This is a genomic window from Mucilaginibacter ximonensis (assembly GCF_042686265.1).
Lineage (GTDB): Bacteria > Bacteroidota > Bacteroidia > Sphingobacteriales > Sphingobacteriaceae > Mucilaginibacter > Mucilaginibacter ximonensis.
The window spans coordinates 1,500,305-1,526,721 of sequence record NZ_JBHUPD010000001.1 but is presented as its reverse complement, the minus strand read 5'-3'; the positions used below and the strand labels follow the sequence as shown (position 1 = coordinate 1,526,721).

Below are 26,417 nucleotides of genomic sequence, written 5' to 3'. Positions count from 1 at the left end.
ATATGAAAAAACTATTGATCATTGCAGCCCTTACTATTGCAACAACGTATACCACTTTTGCGCAGAGCGTTGATCTGCGCCGTAAAATTGAAGTAACCGGAATAGCCGAACAGGAGGTAACGCCTGATATTATTAACGTCAGCATATCCTTGCAAGAATATGGTAAAGTAACCATCGACCAATTGGAAAAACAACTGGAAGATGCGGTGCAAGCGGCAGGTATACCGAAAGAAGACTTTACGGTGAACAACCTGTCGTCGTACAACTATAAATACCAGAAAAAGAAAGACCCTGCGTTCATGGCTTCAAAACAGTATGGTATCCGCTTCCACAACCTTAACAAGTTTGACCAGATTATTGCTAAAATAGACCCGAAAGGTATCCAAAGCACAAATATTGACAGCTATGATTATTCAAAAATAGAGGATCTGAAGAACGAGTTGAAATTGAAAGCGCTGATGTCGGCTAAATCGAAAGCCACTTACCTGTTAACCGGTTTAAATGAAAATCTGGGTCCGGTATTAAATATTACTGAAAACGATAATAGTGTCTACGCACAACCGCGTGCCATCATGTTTAAAACAGCGGCGATGTCTGCTGATCGTGCTGTGCCTGAATCAGACATCGATTTTAAAAAGATTAAGCTGAGTTTCCAGATCAATGCCGTGTTTCAGATCGGCAAATAATTTATGCTTTTAAACAACAAAGCCCCGGTTTATTATACCGGAGCTTTGTTGTTTAAAATTTTATTAATTGTTGGGTACTACATAAGTAAACTCAAAACCGGTACCCTGGCTACTGCCGTTGCCGTGCGTGGTAATAGGGCCCAGCGTAGTGCCTTTATAAGTAACCGTAGCCGTCATGTTACTGGTATAGTCCGACTCGCACTCAATAGTTACGGTATTGCCCGGTTTGGGCGTGAAGTAATAATCCAATTTTGAAATATTGTAGTCGTCTTTGGTGCCAAAATCGCCCGTTGAGGTGTTTGATTCAGTAATGTTATAAGAGAAGGTGTGATCGCTGTTAACAACCACATGCATAGTGCCGTTAGCAGCAGGGGTTATGTTGTTGTCAATTTGGTTGCCGCTGTTCTTTTTACAGCCCCCCAAAATAAACAACAATAATAATATACTCAGGTAATGCTTTTTCATTATAGTGTCTTTTCTTTTTAAACGGATTGCGTAATTAATTAGTATTCAGTATTAAACGCGGTTCGTCATAGGCAATCATCTGTTCCCGCTCTCTGGCAGGGATAGGTACTGATTTATTAGCTGAATAGTCATAGCTAATACAAACGGTTTTGCCGGTAGTGCAAATTTCTTCGCCCGCTGGTGTACTCTTTACCAATATTTGCATTACATCAAAACTGCTGTTGCCAATACGCACTACACGTACATAACAAGCAACCTCGTCATACAAATTGATAGGTTTTAAATAGTTTACTTCGGCACGTCCTACAATAATACCATGTTCGCTTAAATTCCAGTCGATAGCGTGTTTCCAATAATTAAATCGGGCTATTTCAAAATAAGTAAGATATATCGCATTGTTAACATGACCTACCGCATCGATATCCGAAAAGCGAACATGTATAGGGGTGCGAAACTTGTAATCAGCTATTTTTTCAGCCATTAAATGTCATTATGTCGGTTAAAAATTGGTTTAAGTGACGAAAAGTCATCTATTATTGTTCTAATAGCCATTGGTATGGCGATTGACCAAACACTTACAAATTAACATAAAATAAAAAACTTTAGGAGGATATAAACATGACTTTAGTGAAATTTGGAAAAGAGGCAAAAAATGGTTTTGTAACCCCTTTCTTTAACGATGTTTACTCGGTATTAAACGACTCATTTGTAAATGAAAGAGCAGCTTTTCGTACCCCTGCAGTAAATATTGCAGAAACCGATGCGCAATTTGAAGTTGAACTGGCAATCCCGGGCTTAACCAAAGAAGATATCAAAATTAATCTGGATAAAAATGTATTAAGCGTTTCGGCAGATAAGAAAACTGAAACCGTTGATGAAAACAAGAAATTCAGCAAACGCGAATACAACTTCAGTTCCTTCAGCAGATCATTTACTTTACCAGAAAGCGCTGATCAGTCAAAAATTGAAGCTGATTATGTTAACGGTATTTTGAAATTGACTATCGCTAAAAAAGAAGAAGCTAAATTTCAAACCAGAGAAATAGCTGTAAAATAATATCATATCGGGATGTTCCGAAAGTCCGCGACAGTGAGGGTGATTGCGCGTGTGATAGGTGAGGGTGATTGTGTCTACGGGCCCGGACTTAGGAATTACCGGTAAAGAGTGTTTTCATAATAAGTAATGTTGGTTTAGTTTGAAAAGGGCTGTCTCTGCAAGGAGATGGCTCTTTTGTTATTTACGATTTTAGATTTACGAATTACGATTAGGAACCATTAAAATCGTAATTCGTAAATCTAAAGTCGTAAATCTTGCTAATTGCGCATATTAATATACTGCAACGGCTGTCCAAAGTCATCTTTGCGGCATAGTGCAATAACATCCTGCAGGTCGTCAATTTTTTTACCTTGTACACGTACCTGGTCGTCCATAATACTGGCCTGAACTTTAAGGCCGCTGTCTTTTATTTTTTTGACTATCTTTTTGGCGGTTTCCTGATCAATCCCTTGTTTAACCTTGATTTCTTTGCGTATCATATTGCCTGAGGCTGATTGTTCCTTTCCAAAATCAAGGTCTAAAGCTTTTGGATCAAGCTGTTGTTTAACCATGCGGCTGATAATAGCATCCTGAATGGCTTTCAGCCGCATGTCGTTTTCAGTAACTACGGTTACTATATTGGTTTTTTTATCCAGGTCGATAGTGCTTTTTGAATCATTAAAATCGTAACGGTTCAAAATATCTTTTTTTGCAATATTAATGACGTTGTCAAGTGTTTGTCCGTCTATTTTACTTACTATATCAAAACTAGGCATAGGGAAATCGTTTTTTGGTGTGAGGTACAAAATTACTTAAATAGCTATAAAATCAAATACTACAATTATGTGTTAAAACAGGCAGGCATAGTAATATATTAATATTAACTTAACAAATAAATTGGCAGTTTTGCCATAATGCCTGCCGGCGTAGCATTTAATATGGATTTAAAACGGGTACCTTTAATAAACAGAGAGATTAGCTGGCTGTATTTCAATGAGCGTGTACTGCAAGAAGCTGCCGACCCGACGGTACCACTGATAGAGCGAATTAAGTTTTTGGCCATATTTTCATCAAACCTGGATGAGTTTTACCGCGTGAGGGTAGCTACCTTAAGTCGCTTAGCCAGCCTGAACGAAAAATCTAAGGAAATACTGGGCTACAGCCCTAAAAAACTGCTAAACCAAATCAAAAATCTGGTAGTAAAGCAAGAACGTAAATTTAACGATCTGTATGAAAATATCATTGTAAAGCAACTTGCTGAAGAAAAGATATTCCTGCTTAACGATAAACAGCTAAACGTTGCCCGGGGGGCCTTTGTTCGTGATCATTTCAGAGAAAAGTTACTGGGGACGCTGGTGCCAATTATGCTTAACAACGCCAGTGCATTGCCTGAGTTGCGCGACCGTGCGATATACTTCTTTGTGAAGCTAACCAAAGACAAAAAGATAACTTATGCGCTGATTGAGATACCAGATAATCTGCCTCGGTTTACTGTACTACCCGAAACTAATAACCTGAAGTTTATTATCCTTTTGGATGATATTGTGAGGTATTGTCTGGAGGATATTTTCTTCATTTTTGAACACGACAGCATTGAAGCCTACTCGATACAGTTAACCCGCGACGCGGAACTGGATCTGGATAAAGAAGTGAGCGGTAAGTTCATTGACGCCTTGTCGCGCAGCTTACAAAAACGAAAGAAAGGCAAGCCCATGCGTTTGTTATACGATTCTGAAATGCCGCTGGATATGTTGAAATATCTTGTAAGCAAAATGGGTTTGCACGGCGAAAGCCTGATACCGGGAAACCGTTACCATAACTTTAAGAATTTTATATCGTTCCCTAACGTTGGCTCGCCTGAGTTGGAATATGCTAAATATCCCGCTTTGCCGGTCGGTAATCTGACTTTTGACAGGAGCTTGATGACGATGATAGCCAAAAAGGATTACCTTATTAGCACACCATACCAGACCTATGATTATGTAATTCATTTTCTCCGTGAGGCCGCGATAGATCCTTTCGTAAAAGAAATCAGTATAGCTGTGTACCGTTTGGCTGAAAACTCGCGCATCATGCATGCGTTGATTAATGCAGCCAAAAATGGGAAAAAGGTAAACTGCCTGGTTGAGTTACGCGCCCGTTTTGACGAGCAAAATAACATTACATGGAGCCGTAGACTTGAAGAGGAGGGGGTAAACGTTATTTATGGCATTGATGGCTACAAAGTTCATTCTAAAATATGTCTGATAAATCGTACCGGTAAGGACGGTAAACCTACTTATTTTGCTTGCTTGTCAACCGGTAACTATAATGAGAAAACGGCCCGTATATATGCCGACCATACCCTGCTTACTGCCAACAAGAAAATAACCGGCGATTTGGTTAAGGTATTCAGAGACATAAACAAAGGCGTGTTACCAAAAGGTTTAAAGCATTTGATTGTGTCTCCGTTCGACTCACGTCCGGCTATTTATAAACTCATTGATAACGAGATTAAAAATGCCAAAGCCGGTAAGCAAGCTTATATGATATTAAAGATGAATAGCCTTGCCGACGAGCAGATGGTATTGAAATTATATCAGGCCAGCAATGCGGGTGTGAAAATTCAGATCATTGTCAGAGGTATGTGCTGCCTTGTACCGGGCATAAAGGGTTATAGCGAAAACATCGAGGTTATCAGCATTATTGATAAATACCTGGAACACGCCCGTGTTCATGTTTACTGCAATGGTGGTGATGAATTGGTATACCTGACGTCGGCCGATTTTATGACGCGTAACATTGAAAGCCGTGTGGAGGTTGGTTTCCCGATTTATGATCAAGAAGTGAAGAGAGAGATCAGGGATATTATTAATATCCAGTTGAGCGATAATACCAAATCGAGGGAGATTAATAAGGATAATACCAACAAATACCACAAAACCAAGTCTGAACTGCCGGTAAGGGCACAGATTGATATTTATACTTATCTAAAGAATAAAAATAAAACAAATTGAGATACGCAGCTATTGACATCGGATCTAACGCGGTGAGGTTACTCATTGCAGATATTAAAGAGAATGACGGAACGGTGTCGTTCAAAAAAAATACGCTGGTGCGCGTTCCCCTGCGTTTAGGTGACGACGCCTTCCTGAACCACGAAATATCTGAAAAGAAGACAACCGACCTCATTAAAACCATGCAGGCCTTTAAAAACCTGATGGATGTTTACAAAGTGAGCGAATGTATGGCATGTGCAACATCAGCCATGCGCGAAGCCCGTAACGGTGCCGAGGTAGTTAAACGTATTAAAGACGAAGCCGGTATTACTCTTCAAATTGTTCAGGGCCAAATAGAGGCTAAGATTATTTATGCCAGCCATGCCGAACAAAATATCGACAAAAACAAAAACTACCTGTATATTGATGTTGGCGGTGGTAGCACAGAGCTTTCACTGTTTGCATCGGGCGAGCTGGTAGCTTCTAAATCATTTAACATTGGTACTATACGTATTTTGGATAATCAGGATACAGAGGAGTCATGGAGTGCCATGCGTGAATTTATACGTGAGCATACGCGCCATTTTAAAGGCATATCCGGCATTGGTACCGGTGGTAATATTAATAAACTGTACCGATTGTCTGAAGAGAAAAATGGTTCGCCCATGAGCCTGGGTAAACTTAAGTCATTATATGATTACCTGGATTCATTTTCATTGAAAGACCGGATTAACGTACTGGGCCTCAATCAAGACCGCGCCGACGTGATAATTCCTGCCTGCGAGATTTACTTAGCTGTAATGAAATGGGCCGGCATTAAAAATATTTATGTTCCTACCGTTGGTATGGTTGACGGGATTATTCAGACTTTAATAGATGAAAAGTTTATGAAAACCACATTAAAATAATTTCAATTTTTTGTTTAATAATTAAGAAACTGTTATTATATTTGTAGTGCCCTCTCAAAGGGCATGTTTTTCATAGGTAGATGTAGGGTCGGGTACTTGTATTCGACCCTTTTTTGTGCCCGTAACTTTCCTACCTTTGGGTTGTTTACCAATCATCATGAAGAAAAAAATTGTAATTGCTATTACCGGTGCCAGTGGCGCTGTTTACGCTAAACTTTTACTGGAGAAACTGCAACAACTCCAAAGCCAAATTGCTGAAGTTGCTGTGGTGATGTCAGACAATGCCAAGCAGGTATGGCAGTTTGAACTGGATAATCAGGATTACCAAAACCTACCTTATAAATTCTACGCGAAGACTGATTTCATGGCACCCTTTGCGTCTGGATCAGCAAAGTTTGATACCATGGTGATTGTGCCATGCTCAATGGGTACCTTGGGGCGGATTGCAGGAGGGATTTCTGACGACCTGATCACCCGTGCAGCGGATGTAATATTGAAAGAACGCCGCAAACTGATATTAGTGGCTCGAGACACGCCTTTTAACCTCATCCACATCCGCAACATGGCTACTATAACCGAAGCAGGGGGGGTCATCTGCCCGGCTGTGCCATCGTTTTACAGTAAGCCAAAAACTATTGAGGATGTAGCAATGACCGTTGTAAACCGGATTATAGATTTGATAGGGCTGGAAAATGACAGCTTTAGGTGGAGCGAGGAGTAATAAGCGAGCGAATTAATCATTTACTCATGCATTAATGCACTAAGGCACTCATTAAAAATCAAGCTATAAACTTCAACGCTGTAGTTTCATTCTGAATTGCTGATGCAATCTTTTCAATGAGGTCTTTTTCCAAAAATGGCTTGAGGATAACGCCGTTTACACCCGCGCTCATATAGCTGTCGCGGTCTTCTTTCAATACATTGGCGGTAAGCGCCATGATAATTACCTTTGATTTGGCGGGGTCGGCAAAGTCACGGATATGCCCGGTAAGTTGCAAGCCATCCATATCTGGCATTTGGATATCGGTTAGCACCATGTCGTAATTGTTTGCTTTAAATAAATCAAATGCTTCCAAACCGTCATTAGCAGTATCGCATCTTATTCCCCATTTTTTTAGAATAGTTTTGGCCAGCAGAACATTCAACTTGTTGTCGTCGGCTACCAGTATATATTTGTCATTAACCAAATGGGTAAGTAAGTCTTCATTGATGGCAGATTCTGTCGAACAGGTACCCTCTGCTAATTGCTTTAACGGCAGCTCGAAACTAAATGCAGAACCTTGGCCCGGGGCGCTGGTTACGGTGATATTCCCGCCTTGCAATTCGATGATTTTTTTGCAAATGGCCAGTCCCAGGCCTGTGCCTTTATGGCGGGTAGCTTTTTGCGCTTCTGCAACTTGCGAAAATTCGTCAAACACATGCGGCAGATCGGCTTTCTCTATGCCAATACCGGTATCAATCACTGTTATCTTTAATATAAAATCATTAGGTAGGGCAGTCTCAACTTTGGCTTGTATAGTTACTTTACCCTGGCGCGTAAATTTTATGGCGTTACCGGTAAGGTTCATTAATACCTGTTTTAGTCGCACCTTATCGCCTTCGGCGCAGACATTATCATCGACGCTGCTGGATATTTCCAGTTCGATGCCTTTTTTCATGGCATGAATACTCATCGTTTGATATACTTCAGTTATCGCCTGGTTCAGCATAAATGGCGCGCTTTCAAAATTCATCTTGCCGGTTTCATACTTTGAAAAGTCCAGAATCTCATTCACCAGATCTAAAATCATTTCAGACGACTTGCGGATGGCGGCTACCTGTTCTTTTTGGTGGGGTGGCAATTCTTCCAGGCTTAATTGCTCAGAAAAACCTATTACTGAATTAAGCGGCGTACGTATCTCATGGCTCATGCCGGCCAAAAATTTGCTTTTAAGCTGTGCATATTGCTCGGCACTATTGCTGTAATCTATGATCTCTTGCTCGTTGCGGAAAATTTTCCAGATGTTGTAAAACACAGCAATCAATACCAGTACCATAAACACAAAATTCAGTGCCGACCCTTTTCCAAAATCAGAGAATACGTCGCCCATATTGGCTCGCAATTCTTGCTTACTGCGGTTAATGTAGGCCTGCTCAATAGCTTTATAGTCTCTTAAGCTTGCAATAATTTCTTGCGCCAGGTTATTATTCAACTGCAAAATTTTTTGTTCGCCCTGTATTAGTTTTTTGTTTGCCCGGTTTAGTTTTTTGTAGTAGCTGTAGGCAGCCTTCCCGTTAGCAATAGTAGCTTTTGATATTTTTTGCGAGTATATTACCGTATCCCTGGCAACTACTACAGCTTTGGGTTTTTCAGGTTCTTTTTTTCGCGAAAGCGAAGCGATAACTCGGCCAAAGAATTTCTTTTTAGGCTGTTTATTAGGCGATACCTTAATGGTATCCAGCGTGGTTACATGATGGGCTACCAGTTCAGGCCTCGCTTTCTGTATATTATCCAGCGATTTGTTAATGGTTTCTGATTTCTTAATCAGTTTATCCTGCTGCAGGCGCAGTTTAACATAATCGTTGGTTTTGATAATCTTTTCCTGAACCAGTTTTTTAAATTGGTCTGGACTCTGTATTTGTCTATCGCCGAATTTAATCCTGTTTATTGTTTTCAAGACTTTATCCATATCGGCGGCCGACTGTCTCAGATAGCTTTTGTCGTTGGTAATTGCGTAAAGACGCGTATTGTTATCGGCACTATACAGCCGGTAAATACAGGTATCAATTAAAGCGGAGTTTTCGCGCGAGCTGATTAGATTTTCGATATTACCGCGCAGAAGCTGCGCTTTTTTGTAACGCAGATATAAGTATTCGGTACCACCAAAAAGCAAAGTAATCAACGTAATAATCAGTACAAATCTTAAAATGGGTATTTTTCTGGTACGTACAATCATTAAGCGGCGAGCGGGGTATTTGTTTTCATCATTCAGCAGTTGTATTGTTAACGTCGGTTTATAGAAAAGGTTCCCGGTTAGTAACTCCTTCAGGTTGTACATGACCTTTGCAACTGCTTTATTACAATTGTTGGTCTGATGTAAGTCATAAAAACAGGCTGAACCTGAGCAATTTAGTGGTTAAGCTATATTTAGTATATTTGCAGCCGCAAATGAATAAGAAAGTAGCATTTTATACACTGGGTTGCAAACTCAATTACTCGGAGACCTCAACACTAGGCCGATTGTTTGGCAACGCAGGCTTCGATACCGTGGACTTTACTGATACACCTGATGTATACGTGATCAATACCTGTTCGGTAACTGATAACGCCGATAAGAAGTGTAAGAAAGTGGTAAGAGAGGCGTTGAAGGTATCGCCAAATGCTTATGTGACTATTGTGGGGTGTTATGCGCAATTGAAACCTAAAGAGATAGCTGAAATACCGGGTGTGGATATGGTTTTGGGTGCTGCCGAAAAGTTTCAGATTATTGATCATATTACCGACCTCACTAAAAAAGAAAAAACGGTAGTTTATAATCAGCCGGTATCAGCGGCTAATGAGTTTGTGCCTGCTTATTCATTTGGCGACCGTACGCGTACCTTCCTGAAAGTGCAGGATGGTTGCGATTACTCATGTTCATTTTGCACCATTCCGCTGGCTCGCGGTGCCAGCAGAAGCGACACCATCGAGAGCGTTATTCAGCAGGCTCGGCAAATCGCGGATTCAGGTGTAAAGGAGATCGTACTTACCGGTGTTAATCTCGGCGATTACGGCATTATCAACGGCGAGCGTAAAACCAGGTTTTTTGATCTGGTAAAGGCCTTGGACGAAGTAGAGGGAATTGACCGTATTCGTATCTCATCTATTGAACCCAATTTGTTAAGCGATGATATTATCGCATTTGTGGCGCAGTCGAAGCGTTTTGTACCGCATTTTCATATTCCGCTCCAATCGGGTTCTGACAAAATACTGGGACTGATGCGCCGGCGATATAAACGCGAGTTGTATGCAAATCGCGTAGCAAAAATCAAAGAACTGATGCCTGATTGTTGTATCGGTGTCGATGTGATTGTTGGCTTCCCTGGCGAAACGCGCGAGGATTTTGTTGACACTTATAACTTTCTGAATAGTTTAGATATATCTTACCTGCATGTATTTACTTACTCTGAACGGGAACACACGCTTGCTGCCGAAATGAGCGGCGCCGTGCCCGGCTCAACCCGCGCCGAAAGAAGCAAAATGCTGCACATTCTGTCAGACAAAAAACGCCGCGCTTTTTATGAAAGTCAGTTAGGCAAAGCAGATGAAGTTTTGTTTGAGGGCGATATCAAAGCGGGCTTTATGCATGGCTTTACCCGTAATTATGTAAAGGTTAAAACTAAATTTGACCCGGTACTGGTTAACGAGATAAAAAGAGTAACCTTAACAAATATTTCACCGGATGGTGATGTTGAAATAACTGAAAGCGACGAAATATTGGTTCATTAAGCCTATATTCGCAGCAAAATAGTTAGTAATGTTTCCAAACTTAACTTATATCATCAAATATCTTTTTGGTGTTAATATTCCGCTTCCCATACAAAGTTTTGGTTTTTTTGTAGCGCTGGCATTTTTAGGGGCCTATTGGGCATTTGTGCAGGAGTTTAAGCGCAAAGAAAAATTGGGTGTTATCCATTCGTTTGAAAAAACAGTTACAGTAGGGCAGCCTATAACCATAACAGAGTTAATTACCAACGCGCTGTTTGGTTTTGTAATTGGTTATAAGTTAGTATATATAGCATTTAACTATACCGCATTTGTCGATGATCCGTCTGGCTTTCTAACTTCATTGCAGGGTAACTTTATAGGCGGTGTGGTGCTGGCAGCAGCGCTTGCTTACTGGGCCTATGCCGAAAATAAAAAGCATGTACTACCCAAACCTGAAACCAAAAAAATCAAGGTGCATCCCTATGAATTAATGGGGAATATTTTGGTGTGGGCTGCGCTGTGTGGTTTTGCGGGCGCTAAATTATTTAATGGCCTTGAAAACTGGGACGACTTTATGAAAGACCCGGTAGGTATGCTGATAGGCAATAGTGGTTTTACTTTTTACGGGGGATTGATTTGCGGTGGCGCAGCTGTACTTTATATAGCTAATAAACACGGTATTAAACCACTTACCATGTTGGACATAGGTGGACCGGGTATGATGTTGGCCTATGGACTGGGTCGTATTGGTTGTCAAATGTCAGGCGATGGTGATTGGGGAATACCTAACCTGGCTCAAAAACCGCATTGGTTAGGTTGGTTACCTGATTGGATGTGGTCATTTAATTTTCCGCACAATGTAGGCGGCGAAGGCAATCCTATACCTGGCTGTATCGGTAAATTTTGCAGCGTATTGCCACAACCGGTTTACCCCACGTCGTTTTATGAGTCGGTAGTTTGCATCTTGTTGTTCCTTGTATTGTGGAGCATACGCGATCGTATTAAAATGCCGGGTGTCTTGTTTGGCATCTATTTGATCATGAATGGTGTAGAGCGTTTTTGCATTGAGCTTATTCGCGTAAATACACGTTACCATTTGTTTGGGATATCGTTTACACAAGCTGAAATGATTTCGCTGTTTATGACTCTGGGTGGAATTGCTTTAATTATTAATGGAATAAATCACCGTAAAAAAGGTGCTGTAAAGCATGGCTAAACATTCGCTCAGAAAAACATTATTTAAAAACCAGGTTGTGCGGTTTATTTTCTCGGCGGGTATGGGCTTTGTAGTTGATATACTGGCTTTTTATGTACTATATCATAACTTTTTAGAACAACCGCGATATAACATATTCAATTTTACAGTAAATAATTATAAGCTTTCATTAGCCGTTTCCTTCTTTTTAGGGGTAATCGTTAACTTTCTGATTACTAAATATGTAGTATTTACAGAGTCAAAAACATCAGGCACCGTCCAATTTATCAAGTTTGCTTCAGTAGCCGTTATTGGATTTTTTGCCAATTTATTGGTGCTCGACTTCTTTATACAACAGGTAGGTTTGTATCCGCCGGTAGCGCGTATTACTGCTGCCTTGAGCTTGTTTTTCGCCAGCTTCTTTATACACAAATTTTTCTCATTCAGTTTATCATTAAGACATCAACATGCAACTGGAGCAGATAGCAACACAGGTAATTGAGCTTTCAAAACAGGCCGGAGACTTTATCCGGCAGGAAAGAAAAAACTTTAGTGCCGATAAGATCGAATACAAAGGTTTGAACGATCTGGTATCATATGTAGACAAAACTGCTGAAGGTATCATTGTTGCCGGTTTGGAGAAGATCTTACCCGATTCAGGTTTTATCACCGAAGAAAAAACCAGCACCAAAGTAGCCGAACGCTACAATTGGATCATTGATCCATTGGATGGTACTACCAATTTTATCCATGGCGTGCCCGTATTTTCTGTGAGCATAGCCCTGCAAGAATATGATGAATTGGTATTGGGCGTGGTGTATGAGATAAACCAGGATGAATGTTTCTACGCCTGGAAAGGTTCGCCCGCTTATCTGAATGGGCAAGAAATAAAGGTAAGCCCGGCGCCAAAGATCAGTGATAGTTTAATTGCTACCGGCTTTCCATATTATAACTTTGAAAAGCAACCCCAATATATTGATCTGCTCACTCACCTGATGAAAAGCTGTCATGGCATTCGCAGGCTGGGGTCAGCTGCGACAGATTTGGTTTATACCGCCGCAGGGCGCTTTGACGCATTCTATGAGTATAATTTAAATGCCTGGGATGTAGCCGCAGGCATTGTAATTGTGAAGCAGGCGGGTGGCCAGGTGGTAAACTACAATGGCGGCGATGAAGTATTGGATGCAAGGGAGATACTGGCTACAAACGGAAAGATAACCGACGAAATGCTGAAAGTAATACATGAGCATTTCAATAAATAAAAAAATTAACCCCAACAAAAAAGGATCGTATTCAACATACGATCCTTTTTTGTTATCAGTGTAATCACCATCAAAATCGGTGAAATCCCAAAATCTTATAATGCTTCCGATACCACTTCGGTAACCTCAGGAACCATGCGTTTTAATAGATTTTCAATACCGGCTTTTAAAGTAATTGTTGATGATGGGCAACCGCTGCATGAACCGCGCAGCTCAACTGTCACTACACCTTCTTCAAACGAGCGGTATGATATAGCGCCGCCATCCTGCTCAACAGCCGGGCGAACATAGTCGTTTAAGATTTGCTGTATTTTGATTTCAGTCTCAGTACCTTCAAAAGCAACGTCCTCTGTTTGCTCTTCAAGTTGTACTTTAATCTCAGCTTCAACGGCTCCCTTAACAAATTCTTTCAGTATAGGCTCCAGGTCTGCCCACTCGCTACCTTCGGTTTTGGTGACCGTAACAAAGTTGCTGGCAAAGAATACACCATTCACAAAAGAGAATTTATAAAGTTCTTTAGCAAAGGGCGATTGCTCGGCGCTTTCGCGGGTAGGATAGTCAACACTACCATTGATCAGCAACTTGTTCACAATGAACTTCATGGTTGCCGGGTTTGGCGTTGATTCGGTATATACGTTGATATTCATCTTATCTATGTTTAATAAGAACAAATTTAAATAGCTTTTTGGTAATTATGCTATACTAAATTAGTTATGACGGGTTAATGACGGACGATTTTAATACGCAGGTATATACGATGCATAGATGAATACTGATTTATCTCTTGTTAATCTGTTTAATAAAATCAGGCGCAGGCACGCTCCAATAACCCAGGTTATGTTGCACATTGAAATCAAGCGAATCGCGATATATGGAAACATCGCAGTTAACAGACTTAAAGCCGTTACTGCCCGTTACAGGCTTACCTGAATTGTCGTAATTGGTAAATCTGACAGGTTTTACAGCGCCACCATTGGCTGTGATATTGATTGCCGCCATTGCCGAAGGCTGAAAGGCAGTGCAATCAGGATATTTTACGTTGCCATTTAAAGATTTCCACCAATGCAAATCTTCTCCAAACATGGAAGTATGTGCATTCCAATATTCGGCTGGTTTGCCATTAATCACTGATGGTACGCGTTGTTCCCCGATAAAGGTTTTAATGTTAGTCGATTCATCTGTGACCCAAAGTCCCCACCATTTCCCTGAAGCATCTGTGCCGCTTGGGCCCTGCTTTAACTCAAAACGATAACGGTGTTTTACCATCCAGCGGTATTTGAACATTATTTGAACACCGCCACTTTCAATGTTAGCGGTGTTAAGCATGCCGTTTGTTTTACCGGCATTTGAACCCCATATAGAAAAATTAATAACCTCTCCCTCTGGTTTGTCCTTAAAAATGCCATTAGTTTGAAAGCCTGCGTAGCCACCGCCAACGGCATCCGTTGCATTTACCAACGCAAAATTGTAGGCGTAGTAATGCAGTAAGCCTTCTTCGGTCAATGAGGCAGGAGGATCGGCCACCGGCACAAAGGTCCATTCTAAACTGGTATAATGTACGTCCTTAGGAAAATACCAGTCTGAATAAGTGCCTCCCGGGCTATGGTAAACGGTTTCTGTAATTTGCGCTTTTTGAGCAATAGCCTTTATATTAAAAGGCAATAGCGCAATTAACAGTAAAAAAAAGCGGTTTTTATTTTTAATCATCAGATGTGCTTTTAGGTTATTGGTTATGCTTGTAAAAGCATTCGCAAATTAGCACATCAAAATTAAATACCAGTGTAATTGCTTGGGCTAATTTGTTTAATTTCCTCTTTCACACTATCGCTTACATTCAAAGTATCCACAAACTCAGCTATAGTTTGCGCATTAACGGCTGTATTAGTGCGGGTTAGCTCTTTTAGAGCTTCGTATGGGTTTGGATAACCCTCCCGGCGTAATATGGTTTGGATAGCCTCAGCAACTACGGCCCAGTTAGCTTCAAGGTGAGCATCAAGGGCGCTTTCGTTCAGTAATAATTTACCTAAACCTTTTACGGTTGATTTAATGGCAATCAATGTATGGGCTACCGGTACGCCGATGTTACGTAACACGGTCGAATCAGTTAGATCGCGCTGTAGTCTTGATATGGGCAGCTTGGCAGCCAGGTGCTCAAACAAAGCATTCGCTATGCCTAAGTTACCTTCCGAGTTTTCGAAATCTATCGGGTTAACCTTGTGTGGCATGGCTGATGAACCAACTTCGCCAGCTTTAATTTGCTGTTTGAAGTAATTCATCGATATATAGGTCCACATATCACGGTCAAGATCTATCAATATATTATTTATCCTCTTTAAGGCATCGCATTGTGCGGCAAAATTATCGTAATGTTCAATCTGAGTAGTGTATTGGGAGCGGTTTAGGCCAAGAATGTTATTTACGAAATGGTTGCCGAAGGCTTTCCATTCAATAGCCGGATAGGCTACGTTATGAGCGTTAAAATTACCGGTTGCACCACCAAATTTAGCCGAAGTGGGTACTTGCTTCAGTAAAGTCAGTTGATTTTCCAAGCGTTCCACAAATACCTGGATCTCTTTACCTAAACGGGTAGGTGAGGCAGGCTGACCGTGAGTATGCGCTAGCATTGGTACTTGTTCCCAATCGCCTGCATACTTTTTCAGCATTGCTACCAATTCTTCAATAGCCGGATAGTAAACTTCATTTAAAGCCAGCTTGAATGAATAAGGAATAGCTGTGTTATTAATATCCTGTGAGGTTAAGCCAAAATGGATAAATTCTTTATACGCTTGCAAGCCCAGTTCATCAAATTTTTGCTTAATAAAATACTCTACAGCCTTAACATCATGGTTGGTTACTTTCTCAATATCCTTAATACTTTGTGCGTCAGCTTCGCTAAAATTTTTGTAAATGTCGCGTAACTTTTCTTCCAGATTTTTATCAAAATTCTGAAGTTGAGGTAGCGGATGCTGAGCTAAAGCGATAAAGTATTCAATCTCTACAAACACCCTGTATTTGATTAAAGCATATTCCGAAAAATAGGCAGCCAGGTCGGCAGTTGTTCTTCGGTAGCGGCCATCAATAGGTGAAATTGCAGAAAGTGGAGTGAGTGTCATGAGTGATTTGAATTTTCTGCAAAGGTAACAAAATAAGAAAGATAATGATGTTGTAATGCTAAGAGGATGCTGACCAAACATCTGTGTAAATATTTTTTTGTTGGAAACTTTGTAATCTAAAAATGTTTCCATAGTTTTGACCAATCAAGTCAATGGGTCAAATAGATAGAATAATACAAGGTGGAGAGGAGCTGTTTTTAACAGCTGGTATAAAGAGCGTTACGATGGATGACATTGCCAAGCATTTGGGTATGTCAAAAAAAACCATCTACCAGTTCTTTAAGGATAAGAATGAATTGGTTATAGCTTTAGTTAAAAAGAAATTGCAGGAAGATGAAGATCAGATGTGCGCGCTGATTAGTAAATCGGGCAACGTGATTGAGGAAATGATCAATATGATGAAATGTTCAGAAGAGATTTTTTCAAGGATTAACCCAATTGTGATTCACGACTTGCAAAAATATCATCCGGATGCCTGGCAGCAATTCCAGGATTTTAAAGCAGGGGTGATAGTACGCACTTTGGAAGAACTGCTAATCAAAGGAATACAACAAGGTTATATACGCCCGGATATTGATGTTAAGATTATGGCGCGCATGCGGGTTATGCAGGTGGAGATGGGTTTTAACACCAATATTTTTCCGATAGCCGAATTTAACCCGTGGACGGTTCAATACCAGCTTTTGGAACACTTTAACTTTGGTATTTGTACCCTTAAAGGATTTAAACTTTTAGACGAATATAAAAATGTAACCGCTCATTAATTACTGCTGACATACGGTTGTCAAAACCCTGAGGCAAATTTGAAACAGAAACTAAACAATACAAAATACATACACAATTACTATGAGATATATATTTATAACAGCGACGCTAATTTGCAGCATTGTCTTTTCAGGCTTTGCGCAACAAGCCCCGCCGCCAAATACACCGGTGAGCTACAGCCTGGCCGATTGTATAAATTATGCATATACACACCAGGACTCTGTAAAAAACGCCGCTCTGGATGTTAGAAGTGCAGAGTACAAAGTGAAAGAAACCATTGCCACCGGTTTGCCGCAGGTTAACGGTTCTATTAGTTTTCAGGACTTTTTGAAAACTCCGGCTTCGTTAGCACCTGCAGGTATTTTTGCAGGTAAACCCGACTTTAATGCCCCCCTGGTACCACTGCCGTTTGGAGCTCTAAAGTACAATAATACTTATGGTTTAACCGCGAGTCAGTTATTATTTAGCGGAACTTTTTTGGTGGGTTTACAAGCAGCCAAGACTTTCAGGGAATTGTCGCAACGCAGTTTAACACGTTCAAAAATTGATATTAATGTATCGGTGACCAAAGCCTATTATCAGGTGCTGGTATCGGGCGAGCAGATCAAATTATTGGATGCCAATATTGAGCAGCTAAAACAAACCTTAGATCAAACTACTCAGCAAAATAAACAAGGGTTTGTTGAAAAGATTGACGTAGACCGCCTGTCAGTTCAATATAATAATCTTGTAACTAACCGGGACAATGCGCAGCGCGCTTTGGTGCTGAGCTCACAGATGTTAAAGTTCCAGATGGGTATGCCAATTGAGCAAGAACTGATATTGACTGATAAGCTGTCAGATGTAAATATTAACGGTGCAGCGCCAGCCGATGCCGGCGACACCAGTTTTGTTCAAAACCGTATTGAGTACAAGTTGCTGCAAACTAATATCACGCTAAATCAATTAGATGTAAAAAGTAAGAAAGCGGCTTATCTGCCCTCGGTACAACTAAACGGTGGATTTAATGAGGTGTTTCAAGAAAATCATGCGAAGTTTTTGTATAACAACGCCTATCCCAACAGCTTTATCGGTTTAGGTATAAATATACCAATTTTTAGTGGTGGGCAACGCACTGCGCAATTGCGTCAATCGCAAATAAGTGTCATGAAGGCGCAGAACGATCTGCATAATGCTGCTAATGGCTTTAAATTGCAGGCTAATTCGGCACGCATAACCTATGAAAACAGTATGCATTCGCTTGAAAATCAAAAGCGTAGCCGCGAGCTGGCGCAAGAAGTGTTGCGTGTAACCAAGATCAAATATCAGCAAGGTGTTGGCTCAAACATTGAAGTAACACAGGCCCAAACTGATTTGGAAAGCGCCGACAATCAATACATACAAGCACTATATAATGCCTTGATAAGCAAGGTAGACCTTGACAAAGCATATGCACGAATCAACTAAAACTAAACTTAACATAAACATGAAAAAATACATATACATACCGGCTTTATTATTGTTGGCTGCCTGCTCGCAAAAGCCTAAAGATAAAACAGCAGAACTGGCTGATCTGAAAAAGCAACAGGCCGACATTAATGCTAAAATAAGCGCATTAGAGGCACAGATGCCGCAGGATTCAAGTAAAAGTACCGATGTTAGCACCCTGGCATTAAAAAGCAGCACCTTTACTAACTATGTACAAATACAAGGTAAAATTGATGCACAGGACAACGTAATGGCTTATCCGCAATCTCCGGGTGTTATTACCGGTATTTATGCCAAGGTTGGCCAGCATGTAAGTAAAGGCCAGGTTTTGGTGCAATTAGATAATGCGGTGTTAAAGCAACAAATATCGCAGGCGCAGGCGCAAGCTGCTTTGGCTAAAACTTTGTTTGCTCGCCAAAAAAACCTGTGGGATCAAAAAATTGGTACCGAGGTTCAATTCCTCCAGGCACAAACGCAAATGCAAACCGCACAAAAAGCTGTTGACGCTTTAAGTCAGCAGGCAGATCTGTATCGTATTACCTCGCCAATAAGTGGTACAATTGACCAAATGGATTTAAAACTGGGGCAAGCCATTCAGCCGGGTGCTAATGGTATCCGTATTGTAAACGCCGACGTTTTAAAAGTTAAGGCCGATGTGCCAGAATCGTACTCAGGTGTTGTTAATCAAGGTAATAATGTAAACGTAGTTATTCCGGATGCTAACGACTCCTTAATGACTAAATTGACTTTCGCTGCTAAAGTTATCGACCCTACATCACGCAGTTTTGCTATAGAGGTTAGATTACCGCAACGCAAAACTCTGCGCCCTAATATGACAGCTATTTTGAAAATTGCCAGTTATAATAATCCTAATGCTATTGTGGTACCTGTTAAGGCAGTGCAGAAATCAGAGAACGGCGATTACGTATTCCTGAATAATGGCGGCACAGCTAAGAAGTTAAATGTAAAAGTGGGTAATACCTATAATGGCCAGTCTGAAATTTTATCAGGCTTAAAAGCAGGCGATGAGATCATCATTGACGGCGCAACCGACATCGAAGACGGTGACAAGGTTAAAGTGTTGAAATCTGCCAGTTACTAATAATTAACATTTGATCTGTCAATTATGAAAGATGTACACAAAGAGTTTGGCCCCTCAAGTTGGGCCATCGAAAATAAGACCGCCGTATATGTGCTTATTGCACTGATTACGGTATTAGGTCTGATAAGCTATAATAACCTCCCGAAAGAGAACTTTCCGGATATTGCCCAGTCGAAAGTATTTGTTACTACAACCTGGCTGGGGCAATCGCCTCAAAACGTCGAGAACCTGGTTACCCGCCAAATCGAGAAGCAGTTAAAATCGCTTAAAGGTTTGAAAAAAGTGACCTCAAACTCGGTGCAAAATGTGTCTATTATTACCGCTGAGTTTCAGGCTAACATTAATATTAAGGATGCCAAGATAGACGTAAAAGATGCGGTTGATAAAGCTAAGCAGGATTTACCGCAAGGTGATGCCAACCTGAAAGAGTCGGTGATCTCAGATATTAACGTTGCTGATTTGCCGATTCTCTATATCAATATTTCGGGTGATTACGATCTGAAGAAATTGAAGGAGTATGCTGACATTTTGAAGGATGAGATAGAAAGTTACCGCGAGATATCAAAAGTTGATGAGGTAGGCGCGTTAACGCCGGAGATACAGATTAACGTTGATTTGAATAAGATGGCCGCCGCGCAAATAAGTTTCGGCGACATTATCCAGGCGATAGGTAAAGAGAATATTCTGTCATCGGCAGGTACTGTTAAAACTGATGGTGTACGACGTACCATTGATATCAAGCAAGACTTTAAGAATGCCGATGAAATTAATGCCATGGCCATTAGGAACCCTAAAGGGCAGGCTGTTTATCTGCGCGATATTGCCGAAGTTAAAGATTCATTTTTGGAGCAGGAAAGTTACGCCCGTTTAAAAACGCCCAACAATCCTAATTTTAAAAATGTAATCACGCTCAACGTAAGCAAACGTGCAGGTGAAAACCTGATCGAAGCTTCGGACAAGATCAATAAACTGATCCTTGATAAAGAGAAAACCACTTTCCCTAAAGGCTTAAACATTACGGTAACCGGCGACCAGTCTGATAAAACGCGTACTACGCTTAATGATTTGATCAATACCATCGTTATTGGTTTCATCTTGGTGACTGTGATTTTGATGTTCTTCATGGGTACTACCAACGCGTTCTTCGTGGCACTTTCGGTACCGTTATCATGTTTTGTGGCATTCCTGGTAATGCCGGCGATTGGATTTACACTGAACATGATCGTATTGTTCTCCTTCCTGCTCGCGCTGGGTATTGTGGTGGATGACGCAATTGTGGTTATTGAAAACACGCACCGTATTTTTGACAACGGCAAAGTGCCTATTAAAGAAGCCGCAAAAATGGCTGCCGGCGAGGTGTTTCTCCCTGTGTTCTCTGGTACCATGACTACTTTGGCCCCATTCATCCCATTGGCGTTCTGGAACAGTTTGATAGGACACTTTATGTTCTTTCTGCCAATTACGCTGATTATTACTTTGTTGGCGTCATTATTAGTGGCATATATTATGAACCCTGTATTCGCGGTTGATTTTATGAAACCGCACGTACAAGGCGAGCATGATAACCCCAAATTTGACAGGAAAACACAACGTACCACAGCCATACTTGGCGGTTTAGCGGTATTAAGCTACCTGATGTTTTTTGCTGGTAAATGGACGATGGGCATGGGTAACGTTTTCTTACTGGCTACCGCGTTATACCTGCTGAATCATTTTGTGTTACTGAGAGCTATAGACAGCTTTCAGAATAACGTATGGCCCAAATTCCGCGACTGGTATGCTAAATGGCTGGAGCGCGCGGTACGTCGTCCAAAAACAGTTTTGTTTGGCACGTTTGGCCTGTTTATTCTCGCTTTTGTGATAAACCACTTCCTGGGTAAAACGCCGGTATTTTTCCCTTCTGGCGACCCTAACTTTGCCTATGTGTATATTACAATGCCTATAGGTACCGACCAGGCTACCACAAATGAGGTAACCAGGCAACTGGAAGAACGCGTTGCTAAAGCTGTTGAGCCTGACAAAGACGTAGTGTCGTCAGTAATATCTAACGTAACCAAAGGTGTAACTGATCCAACTGACGAAGATCAGGGCGATTACGAAAATAAGGGTAAAGTAACGGTTGCCTTTGTTGAGTTTGGTAAACGTGACGGCAAAGACACCAAGAAAATCCTGCAAAACATTCGTGCTGCTGTAGTAGGCGTTGTGCCAGGTGCAAAAGTTTCGGTAGCGCAGGAAAATAGCGGCCCGCCGGTACAAAAAGATATTAGTATTGAAATTATTGGCGATAACCTGGATACCCTGGTGAAAACCGGTAACCGTTTAAAAGCTTTCATTGCTAAACAAAATATCCCGGGTATTGAAAACCTTCAGGCCGACGTGCAAAGCGATAAACCTGAGATTGTATTTGATATTAACCGCGAGCGTGCAAACCGCGAAGGTATCAGCACCAAAGATATAACTGATGCATTGCAAGCTGCCGTATTCGGTATCCCGGTGTCTGATTTCAGAAACACCAAGGAGGATGATTACAAAATCCAGGTACGTGCAATGGAAAACCAGCGCAGCAATATTGACGAACTGCGGAATATGAAGATCACTTACCGTGATATGGGTTCGGGTGGTGCTATACGCCAGGTGCCTATTTCGGCCTTTACTGATGTAAGATATACCAATACTTTCAGTAATATCAAACACAAGCAACAACGCCGTGTGTTAACGTTAGGATCGAACGTTATTAAACCGTATAATCCTAACGATGTTAACGCAGCCATATTAACAGCCATTAAAGACTTTCAGAAACCAGACGACGTAATTATCCGTCAGGGTGGTGGTCAGGAAGATCAGATGGAAGCCGTAATATTCCTGGGTGGCGCTTTATTGACCTCGTTCGGTTTAATTTTGATCATCCTGATGATCCAGTTTAACTCTATTGGTAAAACGCTGATCATTATCAGCGAGATCTTCTTCAGTATCATCGGCGTATTATTGGGTGTAAGTTTAACCGGCCAAACCATGGCAATCGTAATGACGGGTATAGGTATCATTGCGCTGGCAGGGGTTGTAGTACGTAACGGTATATTATTGGTAGAGTTTACGGATATGCTGATTGAGCAAGGCGCCAATATTCATGACGCTGTAGTTGAAGCTGGCCATACACGTATGACACCGGTATTGTTAACTGCTACTGCGGCAATATTAGGTTTGATACCGCTTGCCGTGGGTTTAAATATCGACTTTGTAGGTATGTTTACGCATTTGGCGCCGCATATACACTTCGGCGGTGATAACGTAGCTTTCTGGGGGCCGTTAGCCTGGACAATGATCTTTGGTTTGGGTTTTGCAACCATTATTACGTTAATTGTAGTTCCATGTATGTACTTACTTCACTACAACATTAAACAAAGGTTTAAAAACAGAAAAAACAAAAATAAAGCTGTTGAACATGCGGTTGCCGAACCTGCACACTAAAAAGTTTTTTACTTGATAACGAAAAGGCCGCTTTCCAATGAAAGCGGCCTTTTTAATAGGTTATATTTATGATTTATTTCAATATAGATTATACAGCTGGCTTAAACACTATGTCAGTTTAGGAATGATTATTGCAACTTTATTCTTATAACAAAACTATCACTATGAAAAGCAGAATTGAAAAGCCGTTTTGGCAAACCATAGGTATTGGGGTATTGGCGGGTATGCGCTCTGCATCAGCTCCGGCCATTACAAGCTATATATTAAGTCATCACAAAACAAAGGCCCTGGCTAAATCAGGTTTGAGCTTTATGCAGACTAACGTTATAGCCAACGGATTAAAATACATGGCAATAGCTGAATTTATCGGCGATAAACTCCCAACCGCTCCTGATAGAGTCAAACCCGTGTCGATAGTTGCACGCTGCGTGTCAGGCGCTTTAGCCGGAGCTGGTATTTTTAAAGCCAGCGGTGGCAATGCCAGGCTGGGCGCTTTAATAGGCGCATCGGCCGCTGTAGCTTCAACTTACGGCAGTTTCTTTCTACGCAAAGCAACGGTTAAAGCCTCTGGCGTTATTGACCCAATTATCGGCGCACTTGAGGATGCGTTGGTGGTAGGTGCAGGCGTCGGCATAGCGCAGCTGGCTTAAAATGCATTAGAAAATCTTAATTTAAATGTAATTTGTGTATCAATTTTGTGCGTTTAAACACTTAAGCACCTTATTGTAAGTTATTAATGTAGAATATTTGATAATTTTGTTTAAATAGTCAGTTTTTGCATTTGGGAGTTATAATGAGTACAGTAGTTGATCAGCAAGACATTAAGCGTGAAAAGATATTAGAAGCAGCTTACCAGCGCTTTCTGCATTATGGTTATTCAAAAACCACAATGAATGAAATCGCCGGCGATCTGTCCCTGTCAAAAGCCTTGCTATATTACTATTTCCCCGATAAAAGCCAGCTCTATATTGCAGTGATGCGGAAGCTCGCCGGCGAATACATTCAAAACCTGGAAAACAAGCTCAACCAATTTAATACGCTCAAAGAAGCATTTGCCGCGCAGGTTGATTTGCAGCATAACTTTATTGTAAAAAACTATAATTTCTTTGATTTTTTCAGGGTAAATGAGCAGAATTTGCCCGATACCATCTGGGAGATTATTACTGAAATACGGCAGGCCGAATTGGTGTTATTAGCCGCCGCTATTCGTGTAGAGGAAGAGAAGGGACATATCAAACCGGTTGAAAATCCTGAACAGATTGTCGACCTTTTAATTGACGCCTTGCATGGAGTAAGGGTGAGCGCCGTGTCTCACAAAAAGGTAATGTTTCCGCAAAAAGAGCATTTAGATGAAATACATACCAAACGTTTACAACTGCTGGATATCTTTATAAAAGGGCTGACGTGTTAAGTTGTATAGACGACTGTCACCCCGCAGTCATAAAGAATATAGTGTAAGTTTAAACAGCTATTTATTGGTATCTTTGACTAAACTTTTTAGTTAGCAAATAATCGTATCAATATATAATTATTAAAGATACTTCTACAAAGTTAAGAGGTGATTGTTTTAGAGTGATTAAGCCGGTTTCAATTTATTGCAGCCGGCTTTTTTACTTTATGGAGCCAAGATATTAGTGGATATTCAAGTCTATCAAACTCCAGTTTTTTTGTTTGTCGACCTCGCCGCCGTTATATTTTAAAATGATCTTAAATTCAGTATTAATTTTCTCACCACTATCGTCTGTCGATTCAACAGACGATTGAATTACGTAAACGGAGTCTGATTGTTTACCGAACTGGTAATGTTCGTCAGAAAAGTTAGCGCTTGAAGATTTTAACGTCGGTTTGATAAATAATTTTGCCATAGCATAAGCGTCTTCGCTACCCGGCATGCCTTTAAAAAATTCAGGTTTGAGGGTCCCGCTTAAAAATATCTTAGCTATTATAGCCACCGCAACGGCGGCAAAAAACAGAAATAAAAATACGGCTTTATTACCGCTACGCTTTTTAGCAGCTTTTTGCTTTAAATACTGTTCAGACTTGTTTTTAGGAGAGGAGGGTATATTATTTGCCATGCAAGATATAATTAATTAGAGGTAAAAATCTATGCCTCAAAATTAAATATAAAAGGCATTTTCGCAAGGGCTAATAACAGACTGTCCGCCCATTGTCCACCGCAAATGCTAAATGTTTTACGCCTTGCTTAACCAAAAAATAAATAGGAGATAAAGATAGCGGTGATAATGCCAAAAAAATCGGCTATGAGCATGGCTGGTACTGCATACCTGGTTTTTTTTACGCCTACAGCGCCGAAATACAGCGCTACAATGTAAAATGTTGTATCGGCGGTACCGTACAAAACGCTTGATAAATGTCCCACAAAGCTATCGGCGCCAAATGTTTTTAAGTTATCCAACATCATAGCGCGGGCTCCTGAACCGCTAAGCGGTCGCAAAAAGGCTATAGGCAGCACATCTGTAAAACGGGTATCAATATTAAAATGACTAAAAATCCATTTTAAGCCATCGCCCAGGTAACCAACGGCGCCGCTGATGCGAAACATGCTTACGGCTGCTAAAAGCCCCACCAGGTAAGGAATAATTTTTATTGCTACGTCAAAACTTTCTTTAGCGCCATCAATAAATGCCTCAAACACGTTAATCTTTTTGCGTAGCCCGCCAAGTATAAATAGTACAGGCAAACCAAATAGTACCAGGTTACTGAATATTTTAGACACTTCACTTATCTCGTCGTGTGTCAAATAGCGGCTGAAATAAAATACCAGCGCTGCGATAAACGCTGTAATGCTGCCCAACCAGGCAAGTATCACTTTATCAAACAGATTTATCTTCTGTTTTATAGCCACTACAATAAGCCCAGCAAGAGTTGCTACATAGGTAGCAATAATGCACGGAATAAAAATATCGCTAGGATCTTTGGAATGATAAATTGCCCGCTGCGCTATAATGGCTATAGGTAACAAGGTTAATCCTGAGGCGTGTAACACCAGGAACATGATTTGTGCGTTTGAAGCTGTCTCTTTGTCCTGGTTTAACTCTTGCAGCTCCTTCATCGCTTTTAAACCGAATGGTGTAGCGGCATTGTCCAGCCCCAAAAGGTTAGCCGAATAGTTCATCATCATCTGCCCCACTGCAGGGTGATCTTTAGGTACTTCAGGAAACAAACGGTTAAAAAATGGACTCACTACGCGTGACATAAAATTGATAGCGCCCGCCCTTTCGGCAATTTTTAATATGCCTAAATAATACGCCATAATTCCAACTAATGGTAAAGCGATATCCATAACTGCAGATTTACTGGCATCGAACGTGCCGTCAACCATCAATTTAAATATTTCAGTATCGCCAAAAAATATCAGCTTAACTAAGCCAATAACAAGTGAAATAACAAAGAAGGCAATCCAGATATAATTTAAAGCCATGCGAGATTGGTAAGATTATGCAAGTGTGAAAATATGCAATTTGGTTTGATAAACTTATTATTGCATTTAAAAATCGGCGAAAGC

The 26,417-nt window shown here is 40.9% G+C and carries 24 protein-coding genes; 15 read left to right on the top strand and 9 right to left on the bottom strand.

Translation table 11 applies throughout. The annotated features are described in order from the left end of the window. Positions 1-2 precede the first annotated feature (2 nt). The gene (locus ACFS5N_RS06920; RefSeq protein ID WP_377183596.1) at positions 3-686 is read left to right on the top strand and encodes an SIMPL domain-containing protein; all 684 of its coding nucleotides are present in this window, start codon (positions 3-5) and stop codon (positions 684-686) included. Positions 687-749: 63 nt separating this feature from the next. Here the strand turns inward: ACFS5N_RS06920 and ACFS5N_RS06915 are convergent, their stop codons facing one another. Together ACFS5N_RS06915 and ACFS5N_RS06910 are read right to left on the bottom strand one after the other, a co-directional pair. Next, positions 750-1,151, bottom strand: coding sequence for a hypothetical protein (locus ACFS5N_RS06915; RefSeq protein WP_377183594.1), 402 nt, complete (start codon positions 1,149-1,151; stop codon positions 750-752). A gap of 34 nt (positions 1,152-1,185) precedes the next feature. Beyond that, entirely contained in the window at positions 1,186-1,632 is a 447-nt protein-coding gene (locus tag ACFS5N_RS06910; protein WP_377183592.1) for an acyl-CoA thioesterase, read from the bottom strand. A 137-nt stretch (positions 1,633-1,769) separates the two neighbouring features. Here ACFS5N_RS06910 and ACFS5N_RS06905 point away from each other — a divergent pair, with 137 nt between their 5' ends. Next, positions 1,770-2,207: an Hsp20/alpha crystallin family protein gene (locus ACFS5N_RS06905; RefSeq protein ID WP_377183590.1), complete on the top strand. Its 438-nt coding sequence runs from the start codon at positions 1,770-1,772 to the stop codon at positions 2,205-2,207. Positions 2,208-2,464: 257 nt separating this feature from the next. On the opposite strand, the gene ACFS5N_RS06900 is transcribed toward ACFS5N_RS06905, so the two are convergent. After that, positions 2,465-2,962: a YajQ family cyclic di-GMP-binding protein gene (locus ACFS5N_RS06900; protein ID WP_377183588.1), complete on the bottom strand. Its 498-nt coding sequence runs from the start codon at positions 2,960-2,962 to the stop codon at positions 2,465-2,467. A gap of 162 nt (positions 2,963-3,124) precedes the next feature. Between ACFS5N_RS06900 and ppk1 the strand changes: the two genes are divergently transcribed. The 3 genes from ppk1 to ACFS5N_RS06885 all read left to right on the top strand — a co-directional run bounded on the left by ppk1 (position 3,125) and on the right by ACFS5N_RS06885 (position 6,793). After that, the gene (gene ppk1, locus ACFS5N_RS06895; RefSeq protein WP_377183586.1) at positions 3,125-5,182 is read left to right on the top strand and encodes a polyphosphate kinase 1; all 2,058 of its coding nucleotides are present in this window, start codon (positions 3,125-3,127) and stop codon (positions 5,180-5,182) included. After that, positions 5,179-6,072 carry a Ppx/GppA phosphatase family protein gene (locus ACFS5N_RS06890; protein ID WP_377183584.1) on the top strand — a complete coding sequence of 298 codons (894 nt, stop codon included), beginning with the start codon at positions 5,179-5,181 and terminating at the stop codon, positions 6,070-6,072. Before ppk1 ends, ACFS5N_RS06890 begins: the two co-directional genes overlap by 4 nt. A 157-nt stretch (positions 6,073-6,229) precedes the next feature. Then, a complete protein-coding gene (locus ACFS5N_RS06885; RefSeq protein ID WP_377183581.1) occupies positions 6,230-6,793 on the top strand; it encodes a UbiX family flavin prenyltransferase in 564 nt (187 codons plus the stop codon). Between the two features lie 58 nt (positions 6,794-6,851). Here ACFS5N_RS06885 and ACFS5N_RS06880 read toward each other — a convergent pair whose 3' ends face one another. Further along, positions 6,852-9,110, bottom strand: a complete 2,259-nt coding sequence (locus ACFS5N_RS06880) for an ATP-binding protein (RefSeq protein ID WP_377183579.1) — start codon at positions 9,108-9,110, stop codon at positions 6,852-6,854. Between the two features lie 110 nt (positions 9,111-9,220). Between ACFS5N_RS06880 and mtaB the strand changes: the two genes are divergently transcribed. The 4 genes from mtaB to ACFS5N_RS06860 are packed head-to-tail and all read left to right on the top strand — an operon-like array spanning position 9,221 to position 12,976. Further along, on the top strand, positions 9,221-10,540 hold the full coding sequence (mtaB, locus tag ACFS5N_RS06875; protein ID WP_377183577.1) for a tRNA (N(6)-L-threonylcarbamoyladenosine(37)-C(2))-methylthiotransferase MtaB: 1,320 nt from the start codon (positions 9,221-9,223) through the stop codon (positions 10,538-10,540). Positions 10,541-10,568: 28 nt separating this feature from the next. Next, positions 10,569-11,735 carry a prolipoprotein diacylglyceryl transferase gene (locus ACFS5N_RS06870; protein WP_377183575.1) on the top strand — a complete coding sequence of 389 codons (1,167 nt, stop codon included), beginning with the start codon at positions 10,569-10,571 and terminating at the stop codon, positions 11,733-11,735. Beyond that, positions 11,728-12,216: a GtrA family protein gene (locus ACFS5N_RS06865; protein ID WP_377183573.1), complete on the top strand. Its 489-nt coding sequence runs from the start codon at positions 11,728-11,730 to the stop codon at positions 12,214-12,216. The genes ACFS5N_RS06870 and ACFS5N_RS06865 overlap by 8 nt, the downstream gene beginning before the upstream one ends. After that, on the top strand, positions 12,182-12,976 hold the full coding sequence (locus ACFS5N_RS06860) for an inositol monophosphatase family protein (protein WP_377183571.1): 795 nt from the start codon (positions 12,182-12,184) through the stop codon (positions 12,974-12,976). Before ACFS5N_RS06865 ends, ACFS5N_RS06860 begins: the two co-directional genes overlap by 35 nt. 95 nt (positions 12,977-13,071) lie before the next feature. Here the strand turns inward: ACFS5N_RS06860 and ACFS5N_RS06855 are convergent, their stop codons facing one another. From ACFS5N_RS06855 to purB, 3 genes are all read right to left on the bottom strand, one after another. Then, the gene (locus tag ACFS5N_RS06855) at positions 13,072-13,623 is read right to left on the bottom strand and encodes a NifU family protein (RefSeq protein WP_377183569.1); all 552 of its coding nucleotides are present in this window, start codon (positions 13,621-13,623) and stop codon (positions 13,072-13,074) included. 130 nt (positions 13,624-13,753) lie between these two features. Continuing rightward, positions 13,754-14,683, bottom strand: coding sequence for a hypothetical protein (locus ACFS5N_RS06850; RefSeq protein ID WP_377183567.1), 930 nt, complete (start codon positions 14,681-14,683; stop codon positions 13,754-13,756). A 62-nt stretch (positions 14,684-14,745) separates the two neighbouring features. Continuing rightward, positions 14,746-16,089 carry an adenylosuccinate lyase gene (gene purB / locus ACFS5N_RS06845; RefSeq protein WP_377183565.1) on the bottom strand — a complete coding sequence of 448 codons (1,344 nt, stop codon included), beginning with the start codon at positions 16,087-16,089 and terminating at the stop codon, positions 14,746-14,748. Positions 16,090-16,241: 152 nt separating this feature from the next. On the opposite strand from purB, the gene ACFS5N_RS06840 reads away from it, so the two are divergent. The 6 genes from ACFS5N_RS06840 (at position 16,242) to ACFS5N_RS06815 (ending at position 24,302) form a co-directional block, all read left to right on the top strand. Further along, positions 16,242-16,853: a TetR/AcrR family transcriptional regulator gene (locus ACFS5N_RS06840; protein ID WP_377183563.1), complete on the top strand. Its 612-nt coding sequence runs from the start codon at positions 16,242-16,244 to the stop codon at positions 16,851-16,853. 82 nt (positions 16,854-16,935) lie between these two features. Then, a complete protein-coding gene (locus ACFS5N_RS06835) occupies positions 16,936-18,300 on the top strand; it encodes a TolC family protein (protein ID WP_377183561.1) in 1,365 nt (454 codons plus the stop codon). A 19-nt stretch (positions 18,301-18,319) separates the two neighbouring features. Then, complete coding sequence (locus ACFS5N_RS06830; RefSeq protein ID WP_377183559.1) at positions 18,320-19,423, top strand: efflux RND transporter periplasmic adaptor subunit; 1,104 nt, start codon at positions 18,320-18,322, stop codon at positions 19,421-19,423. A 24-nt stretch (positions 19,424-19,447) separates the two neighbouring features. Continuing rightward, positions 19,448-22,891, top strand: coding sequence for an efflux RND transporter permease subunit (locus ACFS5N_RS06825; RefSeq protein ID WP_377183557.1), 3,444 nt, complete (start codon positions 19,448-19,450; stop codon positions 22,889-22,891). A 164-nt stretch (positions 22,892-23,055) separates the two neighbouring features. Next, the gene (locus ACFS5N_RS06820) at positions 23,056-23,541 is read left to right on the top strand and encodes a DUF4126 family protein (RefSeq protein ID WP_377183555.1); all 486 of its coding nucleotides are present in this window, start codon (positions 23,056-23,058) and stop codon (positions 23,539-23,541) included. 143 nt (positions 23,542-23,684) lie between these two features. Beyond that, positions 23,685-24,302, top strand: a complete 618-nt coding sequence (locus ACFS5N_RS06815) for a TetR/AcrR family transcriptional regulator (RefSeq protein WP_377183553.1) — start codon at positions 23,685-23,687, stop codon at positions 24,300-24,302. A 220-nt stretch (positions 24,303-24,522) separates the two neighbouring features. Here the strand turns inward: ACFS5N_RS06815 and ACFS5N_RS06810 are convergent, their stop codons facing one another. Both ACFS5N_RS06810 and ACFS5N_RS06805 read right to left on the bottom strand, forming a co-directional pair. Then, positions 24,523-24,966: a hypothetical protein gene (locus tag ACFS5N_RS06810; protein WP_377183551.1), complete on the bottom strand. Its 444-nt coding sequence runs from the start codon at positions 24,964-24,966 to the stop codon at positions 24,523-24,525. A 128-nt stretch (positions 24,967-25,094) separates the two neighbouring features. Beyond that, positions 25,095-26,333, bottom strand: coding sequence for a nucleoside recognition domain-containing protein (locus tag ACFS5N_RS06805; protein ID WP_377183549.1), 1,239 nt, complete (start codon positions 26,331-26,333; stop codon positions 25,095-25,097). Positions 26,334-26,417: the final 84 nt, after the last annotated feature.